Source organism: Methylophaga sp. OBS1, assembly GCF_026319365.1.
This window is the reverse complement of the sequence record NZ_JAPDMS010000001.1, coordinates 845,524-864,484: the sequence shown is the minus strand read 5'-3', so window position 1 is coordinate 864,484 and position 18,961 is coordinate 845,524. Positions and strand designations below refer to the sequence as shown.

13 protein-coding genes and 1 pseudogene are annotated in these 18,961 nt (G+C 46.5%); 5 read left to right on the top strand and 9 right to left on the bottom strand.

Going from position 1 to position 18,961, the window contains the following annotated elements; translation table 11 throughout:
• Positions 1-21: 21 nt before the first annotated feature.
• Entirely contained in the window at positions 22-891 is an 870-nt protein-coding gene (locus OMQ46_RS04170; RefSeq protein WP_266235583.1) for an MOSC domain-containing protein, read from the top strand.
• 189 nt (positions 892-1,080) lie between these two features.
• On the opposite strand, the gene rnk is transcribed toward OMQ46_RS04170, so the two are convergent.
• Positions 1,081-1,497 (bottom strand): nucleoside diphosphate kinase regulator, encoded by a 417-nt coding sequence (rnk, locus tag OMQ46_RS04165; protein WP_266235585.1) that lies wholly within the window; start codon positions 1,495-1,497, stop codon positions 1,081-1,083.
• Positions 1,498-1,705: 208 nt separating this feature from the next.
• On the opposite strand from rnk, the gene OMQ46_RS04160 reads away from it, so the two are divergent.
• From OMQ46_RS04160 to OMQ46_RS04150, 3 genes are all read left to right on the top strand, one after another.
• The gene (locus tag OMQ46_RS04160) at positions 1,706-2,206 is read left to right on the top strand and encodes a YgjP-like metallopeptidase domain-containing protein (RefSeq protein WP_266235586.1); all 501 of its coding nucleotides are present in this window, start codon (positions 1,706-1,708) and stop codon (positions 2,204-2,206) included.
• A 185-nt stretch (positions 2,207-2,391) separates the two neighbouring features.
• Positions 2,392-2,865, top strand: a complete 474-nt coding sequence (locus OMQ46_RS04155; RefSeq protein WP_266235588.1) for a cupin domain-containing protein — start codon at positions 2,392-2,394, stop codon at positions 2,863-2,865.
• 236 nt (positions 2,866-3,101) lie between these two features.
• The gene (locus tag OMQ46_RS04150) at positions 3,102-4,382 is read left to right on the top strand and encodes a PQQ-dependent sugar dehydrogenase (protein WP_266235590.1); all 1,281 of its coding nucleotides are present in this window, start codon (positions 3,102-3,104) and stop codon (positions 4,380-4,382) included.
• A gap of 241 nt (positions 4,383-4,623) precedes the next feature.
• Here the strand turns inward: OMQ46_RS04150 and OMQ46_RS04145 are convergent, their stop codons facing one another.
• The 6 genes and pseudogenes from OMQ46_RS04145 to OMQ46_RS04120 form a co-directional block, all read right to left on the bottom strand.
• Positions 4,624-5,109, bottom strand: a complete 486-nt coding sequence (locus OMQ46_RS04145) for a pyridoxamine 5'-phosphate oxidase family protein (RefSeq protein ID WP_266235592.1) — start codon at positions 5,107-5,109, stop codon at positions 4,624-4,626.
• A 184-nt stretch (positions 5,110-5,293) separates the two neighbouring features.
• The gene (locus OMQ46_RS04140) at positions 5,294-5,611 is read right to left on the bottom strand and encodes an HPF/RaiA family ribosome-associated protein (protein ID WP_266235593.1); all 318 of its coding nucleotides are present in this window, start codon (positions 5,609-5,611) and stop codon (positions 5,294-5,296) included.
• 76 nt (positions 5,612-5,687) lie between these two features.
• Positions 5,688-8,540, bottom strand: coding sequence for an EAL domain-containing protein (locus tag OMQ46_RS04135; RefSeq protein WP_266235594.1), 2,853 nt, complete (start codon positions 8,538-8,540; stop codon positions 5,688-5,690).
• A 5-nt stretch (positions 8,541-8,545) separates the two neighbouring features.
• Positions 8,546-9,052 carry a prepilin-type N-terminal cleavage/methylation domain-containing protein gene (locus OMQ46_RS04130; protein ID WP_266235596.1) on the bottom strand — a complete coding sequence of 169 codons (507 nt, stop codon included), beginning with the start codon at positions 9,050-9,052 and terminating at the stop codon, positions 8,546-8,548.
• Positions 9,053-9,199: 147 nt separating this feature from the next.
• Positions 9,200-10,333: pseudogene (locus tag OMQ46_RS04125) on the bottom strand (methyl-accepting chemotaxis protein); the annotation flags it as partial.
• 396 nt (positions 10,334-10,729) lie between these two features.
• Positions 10,730-12,343, bottom strand: a complete 1,614-nt coding sequence (locus tag OMQ46_RS04120; protein WP_266235868.1) for a methyl-accepting chemotaxis protein — start codon at positions 12,341-12,343, stop codon at positions 10,730-10,732.
• 308 nt (positions 12,344-12,651) lie between these two features.
• Here OMQ46_RS04120 and OMQ46_RS04115 point away from each other — a divergent pair, with 308 nt between their 5' ends.
• Entirely contained in the window at positions 12,652-14,265 is a 1,614-nt protein-coding gene (locus OMQ46_RS04115; RefSeq protein ID WP_266235601.1) for an AAA family ATPase, read from the top strand.
• A gap of 156 nt (positions 14,266-14,421) precedes the next feature.
• On the opposite strand, the gene OMQ46_RS04110 is transcribed toward OMQ46_RS04115, so the two are convergent.
• Both OMQ46_RS04110 and OMQ46_RS04105 read right to left on the bottom strand, forming a co-directional pair.
• Positions 14,422-15,462 (bottom strand): response regulator, encoded by a 1,041-nt coding sequence (locus OMQ46_RS04110; protein ID WP_266235603.1) that lies wholly within the window; start codon positions 15,460-15,462, stop codon positions 14,422-14,424.
• A gap of 3 nt (positions 15,463-15,465) precedes the next feature.
• A complete protein-coding gene (locus tag OMQ46_RS04105) occupies positions 15,466-18,813 on the bottom strand; it encodes a PAS domain S-box protein (protein WP_266235604.1) in 3,348 nt (1,115 codons plus the stop codon).
• Positions 18,814-18,961 lie beyond the last annotated feature (148 nt).

Here is an 18,961-nt window from a genome sequence, read left to right as displayed (position 1 = left end):
CCCAAAAATGTGAAAAGAAACATGAAAAAAGTCGGCACTATCAGAGAGATTTGGAAATATCCGGTTAAAGGTATGGGGGGCCAAAAAGTCAGTGAATGTCACTTGGGCATGAAAGGACTGACTGGAGATAGAGTCTGGGCCCTGCGTGACACCAAACGCGGAGAGATTCAGAGCTGTAAGATGAGACCAGATTTACTCAGATGCAAAGCACAATTTAAACAACAATCCGGGCCCCCATCACAGCGCCACGAGGTAGATATTTTTATGCCCGATGGGACTGTAATCAGTACCCAAGATCCTGAAATCGAGTCGGTTTTATCTGAACTTGTCGGTCATGAATCCACGCTGGAATATCTGGGCTCGGTTGATAATCAGGACTTCTTCAGGCGATACAAAAAAGATCAGGTTCAATGGCTTGAAGAGCTTAAAGCGACCTTTGAAAGAGAGCCTGGCGAGCCGTTACCTGATCTGGATAACTTGAGTGATGTTCTGGTGGACTACATCACTATCCCAGGCACTTTCTTTTTAGTCATGCCTTTTCATATTGTGACCACATCAACAATCTCACATTTGAAAAAATTGAACCCTTCTGCTGACTGGCGTATTGAGCGCTTCAGACCAAACATCGTTATTGAAACCTTGCCAGACATTGAGGGCTTGGTTGAGCAGGACTGGTTGGGGAAGAAAATCTTGATTGGAAAAAGTGTCGTCAGTTGTGAAAGTTCAACGCCACGCTGTGGCGCTGTAACCAAGAAGCAACAGGATCTCGAACAAGACACCGCTCTGCTTAGAACAATAGTCAAAGATGCTGCTCAGAACTTGGGCGTATATTCACAGACAGATACTGAAGGCATGATAAAAGTTGGCGATGAAGTGTTTATTTCAGACTAGCCTTAACATATCAAACTACGTAGTCACTGAACTGTTTACCGTATTTTTATGCGGTGTTTAATTAAGCTGGCAAGCCATGTCACGTGAAGACGCGCATACCCTAAATATTGAATCCGCATTATTGATATCGAGCTCAATCGATTAAAAAAGCCGACTTTGCGTCGGCTTTTTGTGTCTAGACTGTCTCGCTCAGAGATGGAATTCCCCGGCTCTTTCCGGCTGATAAAGGATCTCTTCCACTTTCACTTTCATGGCTTTGCCATCCGGTGTCGGCCACTCAATTTCATCGCCTTCCAGCAAACCCAGCATGGCGCTGCCCGCCGGAGCGAGAATAGAGATGGTTTTTCCGTCGTCGGTCATATCCTTGGGATAAACCAACGTCAGACAAAATGTTTGCTGTGATGATGACACACTAAACTTCACCGTGGAGTTCATCGTCACGACATTGCCGGGGACGGCGGCAGGTTCAACGACATGGCCTCTTTCCAGTTCGTCTTCCAGTGTCATCAGTTTTTCAAGTTCAGTCGATGACAGCGTGGACAGAATCCGTTCAATACGTTTCACATCCAGTTCTGATAGAACGATTTCGGGTTGTAATGCTTTCATAATGCGTAACTCCAACGCGTACTTTCACCCGCCGAGGTTGGCAAGTGTAAACAGTTAGATAAGGAAGTGGCTCACGGAAAGTGAGCTAGAATGGCTATCATGCCATAAGCGTATCGAAAGTGATATGACAAAAATCCGGCGACGATATTATCGCTGCGGTATAGTCTGATGACTCTGTCATCTCACTGGCTGCAAAGCCATTTCACACATGCAATTAAAGTATTTAACAGGCTACCCGGAACAAGTTCTAAATCAAGTCAGATCAGCGATTGCTGCTGAAACGCTCGGCCAGTTTCTGTTAAAGAAATACCCGCATACCCACGACATCAAAACCAATAAAGCCCTGTATGCCTATGTGATAGATTTAAAGCACCAGTACCTGCGTCAATCCAGCCCTTTAAGTAAAGTGATCTATGACGACAAGCTGGATGTGCTGCATCAGGCGCTGGGTTTACACACCTATGTCTCACGGGTTCAGGGCAGCAAACTCAAAGCCAAAAATGAAATGCGAATCGGTTCAGTATTTAAAACCGCTCCACCCGAATTTCTGAACATGATTGTGGTGCATGAATTGGCGCATTTGAGAGAGAAAGACCATAACAAGGCTTTCTATAAGCTCTGCACGCATATGGAACCGAACTATCACCAGCTGGAGTTTGATGTGCGGGTTTATCTCACTTATCTGGAACAGTTTGGCGAACTGTATTAGCCTTTGTCATTACAGATTTCAACGTACATCTGTTACAGACATGCATAGAAAAATACTGACTCACAATCAGCATTTTCCGCAGACTATCTCATGTTTTTCTCCAGTTACCGTGTCATTCGCTTCTGCAATGATTGGTTCAATCCGAAGCAGTCGCTGACGAGATAAAAACATACTGGAGAAAGACAATGAAACGACTATTAATTCCCCTTCTGCTGTTACTGAGCGCCCCGCTTTATGCCCAGGATAGGATCGAGCGGATGACTGCAGATGAAATGCAGTCTTTCCGTGCAGAGGAAATCGTCTGGAATGATGAAGCTTTACTACCGGATGGGGCTAAAAGCGCCCTGATAGTGGGCGATCCATCTAAACCCGGCGTCTTTATTGCCTGGCTTAAATTCCCTGCGAACTACCCTATCCCGGCACATACACATCCTTTCACCGAGGTGATTACCGTGCTGAAAGGCAGTCTGGGTAATGGCATGGGTGAAAAATTTGATAAAGCATCAGGCGAGATTCTGAATGTCGGAGACAGTTTTGTCTTACCCGCAGGTCATGCTCATTATGTCTGGACAAATGAGGAAGAGACGATAGTCGAACTCATTGCTACAGGCCCATGGGATATTTCCTATATCAACCCGGATGATGATCCAAGAAAGTAATTCACATGCTTCTCCGTTCACCCATCTCCTGGGTGAACGTTTTTTTTGTTTGCCAGCCACTCTCGTTCAATCCGGTTTTCTGCCGCCGCTAGTACCAATCTGCAAGGAACAATCTGCAGGGTTTTGACGTCAGCTTCAGTAAGGGTCAACAAAGAAAGAACGGATCCTTTCTGTAATCTCACATTTGACAGTGTGTGGAGTACATACAGCATCTCACCAACAAAGGAGAAGCGAACATGTCTCACAAACTTACGAAACGAACGACGAATATTATGGTGGCCTCGGCCATTCTGGCTGGCTTACCTGCCATGGTCACAGCAAATACTGGTGCGTCCGAACTCAGCCAGACCGAGGTGATTTCCGGTCTTGAAAACCCTTGGGATATCACCTTTTTCGATGACGGCACGATGTTATATACCGAAAAATGTCGTGGTCTGTCAGTCAGAATGCCTGACGGGTCAGTGAACCATCTGTTGGGTATGAAAGACACGAAAGACTATGCCACGACGGAAACAGATCTTTTCTGTCAGGGTCAGGCCGGTATGAACGGCGTTGCAATCGACCCGAATTTTGAGGATAACCGTTACATCTATGTCTATTCGGCCTCTGACAAAACGCCACCAGCAACCAACCGGGTGCTGCGCCTGAAACTGAATAAAGACTTCACCAAAGTATCGGATCGCACCGATATTGTTGAAGCTATACCCTTCAAGCCAAAACCGACGGATCACCCTTTCGGTGAAGCCGGTGCGCATAACGGGGGTCGAATTGGCTTCGGTCCGAACGATACCTTTCTTTATGTGCCCACGGGTGATAACCACAACAGCCGTATCCCACAGGACCCGCAATCCCTGGGCGGCAAAGTGCTGCGGATTGACCGCAACGGTAACCCTGCACCCGATAATGGCCTGTCTGACAAATACGATCCCAGAATATACACCTATGGTCATCGGAATGTTCAGGGCCTGACATTCCATCCGGAAACCGGCCAGCCCGTAGTCACTGAACATGGCCCATGGCACTCGGATGAGGTGAATATGCTGGTCGCCGGTGGCAACAGTGGCTGGGACCCGAAGCCTAACATGGCGGGTCGTGGCGACTGCCCGGATGACTACTGCGGTTACATGCCTAACCAGAAAGAAGGTATGGACCCGGATAAACGTGCTGAGTACATGCCCATCACGGATATTGAAACCTATCCGAATGCGATTAAACCGCTGTGGCAGAACAATCAGCTGTCTCAAGGTATCAGCACTGCTGATTTCCTGACAGGTGATCAATGGGGTGCCTGGGAAGGACGCCTTGCCGTCGGTTTCATGGGGATTGGCTTCGGTGGTACCCCGGTAGGCAACCGTATCGATCTACTTAAAGTCTCCGATGACGGTAAGCTCGTTGATGTCACCGAGATGACTTTGCCGATGGAACCGGGTCGCTTCCGGGCCATCGCACAGGGACCTGAAGGTGACCTGTATACAGTCATGGGTGAAGGTGCTATCTATCGCCTTAGCCCTGAATAAGCGATTGATCGCACGGCAGGGAAGCTGTGCTTTTTCCTAAACTAAACCTTTGACTGTAAAATCCGGCCTTGCTGCCGGCTTTTTTATATCTGATCGTTGTTTTATAGGACTGGGTGGAATGCGACACCGTTTGGGCTTTTTTGCGTGACGTCGATGCATAAAAAATCGGGCAGGATTCTCCTGCCCGATTATCTCTCAACGGTGGCAGCGTATGCCCTGTTCAGCAAATTGATACATGGTGTTAACCGCCAAACTTTTCATTTTCGCCAATATCGGGCGTGGTGTTTTTGATATTGGCTTTGGCAAACTCATAGAGCTGAAAAGCTTTGCTTTCCTTCGCTTTCCAGTGTTCGCCCATTTCTACCTTGACTTCCAGCAAGGCGACTTCAGGATCGTCCTTGCCTTCGGGGAACCACGCGGCGATAAAAGGATTCCAGTACTTATCGACCAGTTCCTGATTATCAATCAGTTTCGCTTTACCTGAGAGCGAGACGTAAACACCCTCTTCCTGGTCGGAAAAGGTCAGGCAGACATCATGGTCCTTGTCAGTTTCCGAGACTTTCTCGGCACTGCGACGGGTATAAAACCAGAGCGTGCCATCATACTCACCCTGAACAAGATGCATGGGCCTGGCACGAGGCATTTCCTCGTCCAGAGTCACTAACATGCCAACTTTGATGTCTTTAATCATTTCCCAGATTTTTTTCTTATGCTCAGGGCTGGACATAAATAAACCTCCTGTGGAATAAGAAACAAACAAGCGTGGCTGAGCCACGCTTTAAGATTGGGCCAAACTCGTCTGACCACAGCCGATTGTCCCGGAATGTGGTTCTGGCGAGTTCAGTATGGTGTTGAAACAGATGAAGTTGAGGGGCAGCACATCGCTTGCCCCTCGTAGTGTTGGTGAAGTTCTAGTGGTTACGCTGGCGCTCGATAATCTTATCCAACTGACGCACCAGCTTGTCTTCAGCGCCGGTGAGGGCTTGTTTGACATTGGCCCCATCGTGACTGACCACATTGGGTTGATGTTTTTCCAGTCTGGCTTCAATCAGACAACGGATATCATCACCGCCGCCGCGTTTATCGCTGTTTTTATCGCTAATGTGCACCTCGACCCGAGTGAGATGTTCATCAAAACGCTTCAGGCTACGCTGTAACTCTTCACGAATTGAATCGGCCAGTTCTACTGCACCATGGATATTGTGATCCGTATTTACCTGGATTTGCATATATTCTCCTTGTTAAGGAACCGTACGGCTGAGAATAAAAGAGCCAGCAAGTTAGAAATCTAACAGTTAAGAAGGTTCATACAAAAGATGAAAGATCCAGTGTTTCTTGTTTTAGTAATTCGAGAAAGTCTTTTTCCGGTATCGGTCTGCTGAACCAAAAGCCCTGAAACAGCCTGCAACCATTGTTGAGCAAGAAATCTAATTGTTCCGGCGTTTCCACGCCTTCAGCTATCACTTGCATTTCAAGACCTTGTGCTAAAGCGATAATCGATTTGATGATAGCTTGGCTTTTTCGTCCCTGTTCTATATTACGAACAAACTGTTGATCGATTTTTAGCGTATTTAGTGGAAAATCTTGCAGATAAGACAGTGATGAGAATCCTGTACCGAAATCATCCATGGTTAAATCCAAACCTAACTCCCGAATGTCTTTCATGCGTCGGATACAGGTTTCCTTATCTGTAATAGCAACTGTCTCTGTCAATTCTAATTCAAGATAGTGGGGATCAGTCTGGGTTCTGTCCAAAATTTGAGAAAGATTAGTAATCAAGTCTTCCCTATTAAACTCAATAGCAGACAGGTTGACAGCAATAGGAACAACGGGCAGTCCTGTTTCAACTAAGTGATTGATTAATAGACAGCACTGTTCAAACACCCAACAGCCAATATCTATTACCAACAGTGTCTGTTCTGCTATTGGAATAAATTTAGCCGGTGAAATCAAGCCGAGCTCTGAATGCTCCCACCTTATCAGCGCCTCAGCGCCTACTACATCTTGATTGACATCATATTTAGGTTGAAGATAAAGTCTCAACTCATGATTTTTTATGGCATTTCTTAGTGCCCGTTCGAGCTCCATATTCTCGATAGCAAGCAAGGTCATTTCAGCTTGATAAAAGTTGAAAGTCCCTCTGCCCGATGCTTTTGCGTGATACATTGCAGCATCTGCATTTTCCAACATACTTTCAGGAGTCTCAGCATCATCCGGATAAACCGCGATCCCGATACTGGCTGTGATATGGAGAATCTGATCATTAATGAAAAAAGGCTCAGACAAAGCCGCTAGCAATTTTTCGGCAACGGCTGCCAGGTCTTGAAGTGCGTGATGTTGGTCCCCGGTATCCGTGAGTACGATAACGAACTCATCACCACTGATTCTGACCACAAGATCTGTCGTTCGTGAGCTATCAACCAACCGTTTCGCCACCTCAATGAGCAAGTTATCACCCATGGCATGGCCCAATGAGTCATTGATATTTTTGAAGCGGTCCAAATCTATGAAAAACAGGGCGAAAATCGAATTGTCACGACGTGCCCGAGCGATGACCTGCCCTAGACCTTCATGAAGAACCCTTCTGTTTGGTAATCCTGTAAGACTGTCATAGTGTGCTTGTTTATAGAGTTTGTCTTCCCATGCAGCATTGGATAGTGCGACTGCTATCCTATCGCCAAAATTTCTGGCGACTTTTTTTACTTCTTCGTTGATTGAGGTCATGTCACGATATGCAAACCCAACTATCGCCGACAGTGTTTGTTCAACTACAACAGGAATAACCAGATAATAATAAGGTTTGGATTTCATTACCTTCCTGATGTAGGAGTATGGTGGAAGTTCTTCTGCAGACAGAGTTACATAATGTCCACCCAGTGCTTTTAATTTTTCCAAGTCTTCATCAGACAGAACGCTGGGGTTATCGACAGTTTCAATAGGCTTACTGGAAATACGGTAATGCAGCTTTTCTAATTTCGGCGACTTTGGTTCAAGCGTGGCGATTGCCATCATACTGGCATTCAAAATAGGAAGCAGTCTGTCCAGTGCCGCCTCTATCACCTCGTTGGCATCACGTGCAGACAGAATCTGCCTGTCAATTTCAGCCATGGTCGCCTGAACTTCAAACTGCTTTCGAAGCTGATCAGTCATTTTGTTGAATGAATTGGCTAAAGAATAAAATTCATCTCGGCTTGCGACTTCAACCTCATACGAAAAGTCACCCTGAGATAGCTTTTCTGTTGCGACCTGCAATTCTGTTAGAGGTGATAAATAGCGGGTAATAAGCTTGGTGATCAAATAGAGAATAATCAGAATGACCAAACCAACGATGGGAGGATATATGGACTTGAAGTATCTACTGGCTGATAGCGCCACTTTTTCAGGTTTGAGTAAAACAATTACCGGTTCAGGAGAGTGAAACATATTGCGTAGTGGAGCATGCCAGAAACTACCAAAGTAAGCTTCCCGATGTGTTTCTGCAGTTGACCACCTGAAAGAACCACTGACCTGCTCCAGGATATGCTGCTCAACTTGATCTGAGAGTTGAGTGTCGTCTAATGTGGTAAACCAGAGTTCACCATTTTTCCCATAAACCATCAACTCATTCACACCTAGTAGCTCCCTCTCCCATATTGAGTCGTGAAAAAAACGTCCCATCAGGTAGCCGTCTTGAGACGCTGAAAGAGGTACAATGACCCATATTGAGACGGTACCATTTTTTTGATCAGTGGTTGTGATAACAACCTCATCGCTGTTCAAGACAGCCTTGTCTTGGGCATTGAGACTGGGCAAGAGAGTCGGCTGCCCTTTGACAAACCACTCCATATCATTGCTGTAGTGAACTATATGACTGAAAAGTTCTGAGGTATTGTCAGTGCTGTATGGATCAATGATTTGGCCCTCATTATGTAAAGCACTGACTTTGCTTTGTAGGACACGTAATGCTGTCTCGGCCAGTTGAATTCTGGCTATCAAACCCAACGCATATTCTTTACTGCTTTGTCTCAAGTCAGAAAAGGCACTCTGCTCAAGCTCCTCTGTGACTTGATGAAATGAAAGTATCCCGAGAAGCGAAACAGGAATCACGGCCGCAAGTACAAAAGCCCATAGTAGGCGTTTAGCAACAGAGTTCTGGGTAAAGAGCGACCGAGTGAGCATGAAAGCTAAAAATCTCGGGCCAGTCCGATGAACTGACCGTCGCGTGCCAGGATAACGTCATCGAGGCTGTCTTTGTTGGAAATCTGTTTTTTAGTCACCCCATCTTCTCCCATACTGTAAAGGTCATATTCAGTATTGATGGGGTTTAGCTTTCTGTCTTTTCTAACCTGCCCCATTACCCCGGGACCTGCATTTGCGATATTCAGGTAAACAAATTGATTCCCCCATGGGTCTTCACCATTATTAGGCAGATTTCCCAAATCCGCCAGTCCAGCAGGGAAACGATTTGTTTCTACAAAGTATCTTTCAATACTGCCTCGTATAGTTTGTAAGTACCCCACGGCAATCTGATTGTTGACATCACGACGATACTTTTCATAGCTGGGAACCGCTATCATCGCAATCACACCTACGATGGCAACAACCGTCATCAACTCGATTAACGTTAACCCAAAACTTGCTTGAAACGGTCTTGTTAGTTTGATGTAGTTTTTTGTGGTTTTACAGTTCATTACAAACCAAGGTAAGTGCTGTTCATAAATTTACCAACCCCAGACTGGTCAGTGAAGTTCAGCAGTTAGTTAATATTGTTGCCTTTTTATAATGTTAGACACTGCACTGACAATTTCATCTGAGCCTTTTTTTATACTAGTCAGTGTATTTTGTGTGTGCGAAAGTTGCTCATTACATCCTTCCACCAGATCATGGATTGCTTCCATGTATTCAGATGACTTCTCAGTCAATTGACTGTTTTTTTGCACAATTTCGCTGATTTCTACTGTAGCATCTGAAGTATTGGAGGCAAGCTTTCTGACCTCGTCAGCGACCACCGCAAACCCCTTGCCGCTCTCTCCTGCCCTCGCCGCTTCTATTGCCGCATTCAGTGAGAGCAGGTTAGTTTGTGAAGCAATCTGAGAAATCGTAGTGACTATCTCTGAAATTTGTTGAGACTGCTGAGCTAACTCATTCATCACCTGAGCAGCTTTATCTACTGTGTTAGATATATTTATCGCGGTTTTCGAAGCAGTATCGAGTTGAAGAATACCTTCCTCCCCCACATCCAATGTGTTTTGTGCAGTTTGATAAGCCAGCTCTGTTGTCTTGGTTAGCTCGTTCCTCTGATTGATACGCTCGGTTACATCACTGGCAAACTTCACCACGACCTCAACACTACCATCGCTATTCACCACCGGGTTATATGTGGCTTCAAGCCAGATAGTCTGACCGTATTTATCCAATCGTTTGAATAAGCCTGATTTAAACTCGCCAGCAGCCAGACTTCGCCAGAAACTCTCATAGTCTTCGATAAACTCGTCCGGACAAAAAATACGGTGTTCTTGTCCACGAATTTCATCGAAATTGTATCCAACAACAGTACAGAAATTATGATTTGCGTCGATAATCCGACCGGTATGATCAAACTCAATAAAGGCAAGAGAGCGCTTGAGCGCATCAACCAAGGCACTCTGGTGTTTGAGTTGTTCATGCTCCTCTGTGACATCATTAGCAATCTTGATGATTTTATAGACCTCGCCATCATCATTTTTTACTGGAAAGTAGGTCGCATCAAGCCAGACATCGGAACCTGTTTTAGTAATACGGTGAAATACGCCTTTCTTAGCTTCTCCAAGCGCTAAATCTGTCCAAAAGGATTCATACTCTGTTGATGAAGAATAATCATCTGTGCAGAAAACACGATGGTGCACACCTCTGAGCTCATCTAAGCTGTATTGCATCAATTCAAGGAACAACTCGTTCGCTGAAATGATATTTCCATCAGTAGAAAATTCAATAAGGGGGATGTATTCGTTGAGAGCCAGCAAAGATTGTCTGGTATCGACCTTTTGTTGTTCTGATATATCGATGTTTCTATCTTTGTTTTTCTGTTTTGTGCGACTTATTTTATTGAACATCGTTTTTACATCTAAATAACACGTTAGCCTCTCATAAGTATTGTCAATTTTGTGTCAATTCTTAGTGACAATCAGCATCAGATTTTCAGTGATCTAACTGAAAAGGAAGGAAAGTACTTTTGGCTTCGTATGCAAGCCACTCCAGAGTGCTCTCGGCTCCACCTGACTCATGATAATAGGTTTATTCGAAGCGCTAACAGGACTTTTGAATTACCTCTGGCTTAACCTGTTTCGAAAGATTATGCTCGGGGGAAAGACTGCGCTTTGGCGAAGCCGTTATACTTTGAAACGCCCCATCAATTTAGCCATGGCACCTGAGAAATCTCGGATTTCTTGTGACAGCAGATCACCGGTTTCTGCGACTTCTCTGGCCGACTCTGTCTGTTGGTTGAGGCCGTGCAGATTTTTACTGATTTCATCGCCAACCGCCGTTTGCTCTTCAGTTGCTGAAGCGGTTTGCGTTGCCATGTCGTTTACACGCTCCGATGAGTGTTGGATACTTCTGAACACTTCTCTGGCTTCATCGAAAGACTCTGCGGTTTCATCGGCGTTAACTTTACCCTGGTTGATTGCCGTGGAAGATTCCGACACGGCCTGTTGCAGTTGTCCAATGATCTCATTGATATCATCCGTGCTCTGCTGTGTCCTATTGGCCAGCGAGCGAACCTCGTCAGCGACCACGGCAAAACCGCGACCATGTTCACCGGCACGGGCTGCCTCAATCGCGGCATTCAGCGCCAACAGATTCGTTTGTTCAGCCACACTGCGAATGACATCCAGGACAGAAACGATATTCTCGGCATTCTGCTGCAGTATGTTTGAACAGCCCAGTACCCGCTCCATATCCTGACTAAGCGCATTGATACGTTCATCTGCCCGTTTAACAACTTCCATACCACGTGAAGCAAAACCTGCTGTTTGATCGGCTTCAGATGCCGAATTCGTGGCGACTTCTGCCATTTCTTTGTTCGCCAGTGACATTTCATGTACGGCACTGACGATAGATTCAGTGGAAAGATTAAGGTTTTCGTTAATAGATTTTGTCTGCTCAGATGAGGCAGATAACTTCGAGGTAAGGCCTGTGAGGCCGTTGACCTGCTCAAGAATATTTTTGACCAGTTCCTGCAGGTTACCCACGAACTGATTGAATGCACCTGCCAGTTGACCAAATTCATCGCGTGAATCACTCTCGATTCTTGCCGTCAGATCACCATCCCCCGTTGCTATCTCGTTGACGCGTCCAATCAGTTTATTCAAATCATCAGTGAGTCTCTTGGGGATGATATAGCTGAAGAACAAGGACACCGCCAGCACCAATAAGACCACCGAGATAGTAATCAGCAACATTTTTTTGATGTCTGCACGCACCGCCTGATCCAGCGCTTCAAACTTGACTAACAGGGCTTCACCGGATTTATCCAGCAAGTCACGTAATGTGGTAAAAGCTTCCGCTTCCAATTCGGCTTGCCGGTTCACGCCAATCGAATTTTTTCCCATACTCACCAGCTTGTTAGCCTCTTCCAGCCACAGCTCGTAGGCGTTATTGAAGGCCTGTTTATCGCCCAGCACTTCCGGATAGTCCGACATAAACTGGCTGAATTCGACATAACGCTCTGCGACCTGGGCCGCATTTTCAGCAAAGTCAGCCCGTGCCTGTTCCATATCTCCCTCACCATGCCAGACATCACTAGCAGCGAGCTTGGCTTGGTAGAGGTCCCTGTCGGCATTGAGTATCGTCGCGTTGGCAGGCATAAATTGCGTACTTAAACTCTCAATAGCCTGGCTTTGCATTCTGAGCATCAGTGTGAACAGAACGATGACAACGATGAGGGTGATGACCATCGCCAGGACGGGCAGCGAAGTTTTGATGCGGATGCTGTGAAGATTCATGCTTTGAACGCCTTAAAATAGTGTGGTTCCATGTAGTTAAGCGGCGGATTTCTGGAAATCTTTAACCTATTTCACTGATAGCATCCTTTCTGTGTCAGGATGATGACAGGATCTTTATTATCGACATCTTAAGCTGTGGCATCATTGTGAAAGGGAGTCACAGCGTCACTGATAGAAGCCGTGCTAAAACCTAGCCTGATATCGCGTGAGATGACCTTATTCGGTCAGGCTATGCGCGATAAAAACGCTGCCGTATGAACTAAGCTGCGCTGCCCCGGTCTTTTTTTCTTTCAATACAGGTCAGACAAGTGTCATTTATTGTTTCTCACGACTTCATCAAAGCAACGCAACATCCCGAACTCGCGCCATACCGTGAGAGAGTGATGCGGGAAGAAGCTGACCAGCGTGGTTATATCAAAACCACGGAAATGGAAATTGAGCCCCGGCAATTATCGCTTGCCGCATTGCAGAATATGGCTGAGGTCGCTAAATCACTGGACGATGTGAAATCATCGCGTGCTATCGAAGCTATCCTGATGGCGCGTGATGGTGAATTTGATTCCCCCCTCCCCAATTTCAAAGCCTTTTCCTCCACACTGGAAGCTTATCTCAAACATAAACTGATTGATGGCTGGGTCTATCTAAAAAAGGCCGACGGCAAACTTTACCCGGCCCTGGTAACCGATTTCAGTTACAAACCGGCCACCGCCCATGCGGAAGAATCCCTGCTGATGCATGTCTGTCACCTTTCGCCCAACCTCAAGAAAGGCTATTTCGGCTTCGAGCATGACTACATCGCCTTCAGCCCCGGTGATGTCAACAGAAAACGTATCAATGAAGCTTTGGCGCTGAAACAGGTTTATAAAGAAACAGATGCACTGAAAGCCGACTATGAAGCGAGTTATGCCCGCTATTGCCGGGAAATAAAAGACCAGTTTTCCGAGCAGTTTATTGCCAGCGGCTCGATCTACACCGACAAAACCCAGGCTAATTCCGATGGCACACCCATCGATACCAAAGTCATTCATGATATGGCGGCCAGTGATGTCAAAACCTATTCACAGTTAAGAGAATCCTGTCTGGTCGAGGGCGAGGATAATGTACTGGCGATGCCCGAATGGCCGTTACTCCGGGTGTTTAATCTTAAAACACAGGGTTTCGTCTGGATCCACGCTGATTACCTGACACGTTACCACTATGACCTATCACTAAAAGACAAACTAATTCTGCCTAAAACACATCATGATCTGCTGGATGTACTCACCAGCAATGTCGATATCTTTAGTGGCGATATTATTGAGGGAAAAACGGCCGGCAATGTGATTCTCTGTAAAGGCGTGCCCGGTGTCGGTAAAACCCTGACAGCAGAGATTTATTCGGAACTGATTCAGCGGCCTTTGTACCTGCTGCACTCCGGATCCCTAGGCACCAATGCCAAAGATATCGAAGCCAATCTTCGTGTCATTTTTGCCCGTGCTGAGCGCTGGAACTGCGTGCTGCTGCTGGACGAAGCCGATGTATTCATTGTGACCCGCGGTAATAACATTGAACAGAATGCGATCGTCGCGGAATTCTTACGAACAATGGAATATTTCAGCGGCTTGCTGTTTATGACGACCAACCGACCTTCCGATATTGACGAAGCCATCATCTCTCGATGTGCTGCGATTATAGAATATCAAATCCCGACCCCGGAAAATGCCGCCCGCATCTGGCAGGTATTCGCACAGCAATATGAGTTTGACTTATCCAGGGCATTATTGGCCCAGTTACTTGCCACGTTTCAGGAAATCAGCCCAAGAGATATGAAGATGCTGCTAAGACTGGTATTGCGGGTGTCGCGCAATATGAATGTCGAACCGGATATTAACGTCTTCCGTCAATGTGCGATGTTCCGTGCCATTAAAATTACTGACACCTGACAACACATTCAACGAGACCTGGCGTCAATCTAATCAAGAGTAGCCCCCATCCTGGACAAATTTCAGTGGATGTCCTTGGTTTGCTGAGATGTTGTTAAACTGAAACGTTATAGATCAATGAGCCAGCAAAGAGCTCGGACATAAACCAGATAAAGGCTATGCTTCTGTCGCCGCGGTCTCGGCAAACTTTTCAGTTGCTACGCCCTGCTCTGACAATTGCGCCTTGATTGCCAGTATCTCCGGTAATTCTTGCTCAATTAAGGGGGGCAACGCCGGATCGAAATGTTTACCAGACTGCGACTTGATGAATTCGAGCGCATCTTCTACTGACCAGGCTTTTTTATAGGGTCTTTCACTGGTGAGTGCGTCAAATACATCGGCAATCGCCACGATTCTGCCTTCAATGGGTATGTCTTCGCCTTTAAGACCGCGGGGATAACCGGAGCCGTCCCATTTTTCATGGTGGCTGAGCGCCACTGAATGTGCCAATTGAATCAGCCTCGAATGTGAGTTAGCCAGGATCTCGGCACCGATCTCGGCGTGTTTTTTCATTTCCGCATATTCTTCATCGCTCAATTTACCGGGTTTGAGCAATATCCGATCGGGAATACCAATCTTGCCGATATCATGCATTGGTGCTGCCATCATCAGCTCATCAGCTGCTGTCTTGTCAAAGCCGTAAGCCATGGCAATAATTTTTGAGTAGTGACTCATACGCTGCACATGCAGCCCTGTCTCATTGTCTTTATATTCAGCGGCTCGCCCCAGTCGCTGAATCAAATCAATCTGTGTCTCATGAAGCGCTTCCGCACGAACCAGAGATATGTGTGTTTTGACCCTGGCAAGTACTGTTGAGGGCACCACTGGCTTAACGATGTAATCTACAGCACCAATCTCAAACCCCTGAGCCTCATCAACCGAATCCTGCAATGCGGTCACAAAGATAATGGGAATATGACTGTATTCCGGGTCAGCTTTGAGTCGTTTACAAACCTCAAGACCGGTCATTTCGGGCATCATGATGTCGAGAAGAATCAGATCCGGGCGTTCCTTAGCAACGAGCTCCAGCGCTGCCTGTCCTGAGCGTGCAAAAGAGAGTCTGTAGTCATGCTGCAAAACCTGTCTCAGCACTCTTAAATTGGCCGGCTCATCATCAACAATCAGGATTTTCGGCGAGGATGCATTTCTTAGTGTCATGACTTAACCCTTCGTCAGTTGCTGCTTGATGCTATCAAGATGATGTTGTGCTGTTACAAAGTCGAATTCATCCAGGGCATTTTGTACGCCCTGCGCCAGACTGTGGAGATCCGCTTTAATGCCATTGACCAGTTTATCTACCATGGACTCATCCATTTCACCCAACCCCGTCAAGGCTGAGAGCTGTTCTACCAAATCGAGTGTGTCCGATTCAGTCAGTGTCTGACTCTGGCGGCTGTTTTTTTGCTCCAATTGATGCAGTTCAGCTAACGCTTTCACTTCCAGCGCTAATGCCGACATCGCCTCCTGCAGCGCTTTTATCTCTTCGCTGCATTGCTCACTATCGCTATTCCCCGCCTGTTGCTCCAGACTGATCGAGATCTGATAAATTGCAGTGAGTCCCAGATTACCAGACAAGCCTTTGAGCCGATGCGAATCGGCCTTTAAGGCTGCAAAGTCGGATGCTGCAGCCAGATTCAGCAGATGCGCAGGCAGGTCAGCATGCTGGTTTAAAAACCGGCTTAACTCCTCAACGTAGGTGACGTGACTCCCCCACAAATCAAGTCCCTGCTGAAGGTTGATTTGACCACTATGGTCATCCACCAAGGTCTCGGGTTCAATGTCATCATCAGCAATGCTGATTCCCAGCACTCTGGCCATTTCCCGGGTCAAAGCATGTATATCCACCGGTTTATGAGCAAAGCCATTCATGCCGGCACGTTTCGCTTCCATTTTGTCCTCTGACAGCACACTTGCAGTCAAGGCCACAACAGGCGTTGGACTCAAATCATTTTCAGCTTCATAATCCCGAATCAGTTTTGTCGCGGTAAACCCATCCATCACCGGCATTTGCAGGTCCATCAGCACAATATCCGGTCGAATGTCTTTGAATAATGCCAAAGCATGTTCACCATTTTCTGCCTGAACCGTTTTATGATGTTGGCGCTCCAGTAATAGTGTCAGTAAGGTTAGATTTTGTTCAATGTCATCGGCAATGAGCACTGTCTGAGGTGGCAATGAGAGCGGTTTTCCTTCTGAGACGGGCTCGATCACCACGTCGGTTTTCTGCAAAGGCAGTTCAAAGTAGAAAACACTGCCAACACCCAACTCGCTTTTTGCATACAACTCGCCGCCCATCAGTTCGACGAGTTGTTTCGATATGGTCGTTCCCAAACCGGTTCCACCGAAACGGCGACTCATGGAAGCATCAGCCTGAGAAAATGGTTCAAACACCTGCGCCAGGGTAGTCGCATCCATACCGATACCGGTGTCTTCTATCACGAAGCACAGTTGTTGTTGCGGGTTGCTCGACACACTGAGTTTAACCCCGCCTTTTTCCGTAAATTTAATGGCATTACCGACCAGGTTGATCAATACCTGGCGCAGACGACTTTCATCGCCGATATAGCTTGGATGAATATCGCTGGGAATCTCAAAATTAAGATATAAGCCTTTATTTTTGGCTTGCAGCCACAGTGTAGAGACCACCGAATCGACCAGGCGTGTCAGGTGAAAAGCCGACTCATCCAGTTCTAATTTATCTTTCTCCAGCTTGGCACTGTCCAGCACATCATTGAGCAAGTGCATCAAAGAGCGGGCTGATTGGCTGATCGTTTTGAGGTGTTTTTTGTCTTCCACCGACAAGCTGTCGGCGTCATTCAGAATATCTGTGAAACCGATAATGGCATTCATCGGTGTGCGAATCTCATGACTCATGTTGGCCAGGAATCTCGCCTTACTCTCCGCTGACAGCTCTGCTGCTTCCTTGGCCTCGATGAGATTGTGCTCCATTTGCACTCTCTCGCTGATATCGAGAATCAAACCATCTATCCATAATGGTTTGTCATCCTTCCAGATGACAGAGCCATTCTCCAGTACCCAGATATAGTCTCCATTCCTGTGCTTCCAGCGAAACTCAACGGTGTAATTAGATTTGCTCTCAAGTGCTTGCGCCACTGCCTGATCCGTTTTCTCAACATCATCAGGATGAATCAGGTCGGAAAAATGAATCCTGCCTTCATAAAAGTCTTCCGGATGCCAGCCGCATAAATCAAATATGGCGTCACTGACCAGCACGGCGGTCCAATGCTCATCCAGAAGACAACGAAAACTGGCGCCGGGAATATTTTTGATCAGTGAGCTGTATTGCTCTTCGCTTTTCCTGAGCTTTTCCTGCATTTCCCAGCGTTCAGAAATATCAGTCACAAAACTCACAAACATGGAGCCCTGTTCTTTTAACTGGATATGTCCAAGCCCAAGCCGTACCGGAAAGATATGTCCATCTTTATGCTTGGCAAACACCTCTCTTGCCTGTCCACTTATCTGCGTCTGCCCGGTTTTCTGAAAATTGAGTAAATAGCCCCGGAACTCTTCTATCGCCTCGTCAGGAACGAGTCGGAAAAATGACTGACCGATGATGTCTGAAGGCTGCCAGCCGAAAATGTCAGTGGCAGATTGATTGAAGTCCTGAATAATGCCGTTACTGTCTATAGTAAAAATACCGTCAACGGCCGTGTTCATCATTGTTTGCAGACGACGCTCATTACTGGTTTTCTCAACCAGTAGCTGACGGTAACGTAGCTGTGAAGCGATGGTTGCAGCCAGGGCTGAGATGATTAAGGTTGTGAAAGCAACAATGTAGGATAATTGCTGGTGTTCCTGATTCATTGCCTGATGAATAACCGTCACATCAATATCACTAAACCTGGCGCCAGCCATACCGGTGTAATGCATACCAGAAATGGCAATGCCCATGATAATCGCACTGATCGCATTGATCAGGTTTGCAGATAAGTTCTGGGAGAACTGAGAAAGATAATAGCGAACTGACAAGGCGACAAAGGCAAGCACAATGGCGACGACAATGGAAGCGAAAAACCAGGCCGGCACATACTGGAGCTTGGCCTCCATTTCCATCGCCTCCATGCCTGTGTAATGCATCATGCCGATACCAGCACCCACAAACAGGCTGCTGTAAACTAATTGCCAGAACGTCAGCCTGGCTTTCATCAGTATTTTAAGCGTGATGTAAGTCGCTATCAGACTGGGGATGACTGACAAAAATGTCAGTGTCAGGTCGTAGCCCACATGCCCACCGATGTCGTGGGCCAGCATTCCGACAAAGTGCATACTCCAGACACCAGCGGCCATGATGCAGGCACCCGCAATCACGGCGATATGTCGCTGTCGTTCGACAAGCAGGCTTTGCGCCATAGACGCAAAATGCAGAGCGATAAACGATGCAACCGCGGCAACTATCACTGACAGTACAACTAAGGTGTAATTGTAAGACCCTGTTATATAATTCTGTTGTTCTTGCGGGGCAATAAAAAACGCGTCGAGCCAGTTCATTCAGGGTCCTGATGGTGTGTTGTACCTCAATGTGCAACAGTCGTCCCTGACGTTACCTGAGATTATGCGAAAACATTGTGTACTACTTAAGTATATTTAGCGACCTTACACTCTTAAACTTTAAGGTTGTACATCAATTAATCAGATG

Coding starts and splice junctions, on each gene's coding strand:
- OMQ46_RS04170 (WP_266235583.1), top strand. CDS start 22: ATGAAAAAAGTCGGCACTATCAGAGAGATTTGGAAATATCCGGTTAAA.
- rnk (WP_266235585.1), bottom strand. CDS start 1,497: ATGAAAGCATTACAACCCGAAATCGTTCTATCAGAACTGGATGTGAAA.
- OMQ46_RS04160 (WP_266235586.1), top strand. CDS start 1,706: ATGCAATTAAAGTATTTAACAGGCTACCCGGAACAAGTTCTAAATCAA.
- OMQ46_RS04155 (WP_266235588.1), top strand. CDS start 2,392: ATGAAACGACTATTAATTCCCCTTCTGCTGTTACTGAGCGCCCCGCTT.
- OMQ46_RS04150 (WP_266235590.1), top strand. CDS start 3,102: ATGTCTCACAAACTTACGAAACGAACGACGAATATTATGGTGGCCTCG.
- OMQ46_RS04145 (WP_266235592.1), bottom strand. CDS start 5,109: ATGTCCAGCCCTGAGCATAAGAAAAAAATCTGGGAAATGATTAAAGAC.
- OMQ46_RS04140 (WP_266235593.1), bottom strand. CDS start 5,611: ATGCAAATCCAGGTAAATACGGATCACAATATCCATGGTGCAGTAGAA.
- OMQ46_RS04135 (WP_266235594.1), bottom strand. CDS start 8,540: ATGCTCACTCGGTCGCTCTTTACCCAGAACTCTGTTGCTAAACGCCTA.
- OMQ46_RS04130 (WP_266235596.1), bottom strand. CDS start 9,052: ATGAACTGTAAAACCACAAAAAACTACATCAAACTAACAAGACCGTTT.
- OMQ46_RS04120 (WP_266235868.1), bottom strand. CDS start 12,343: ATGAATCTTCACAGCATCCGCATCAAAACTTCGCTGCCCGTCCTGGCG.
- OMQ46_RS04110 (WP_266235603.1), bottom strand. CDS start 15,462: ATGACACTAAGAAATGCATCCTCGCCGAAAATCCTGATTGTTGATGAT.
- OMQ46_RS04105 (WP_266235604.1), bottom strand. CDS start 18,813: ATGAACTGGCTCGACGCGTTTTTTATTGCCCCGCAAGAACAACAGAAT.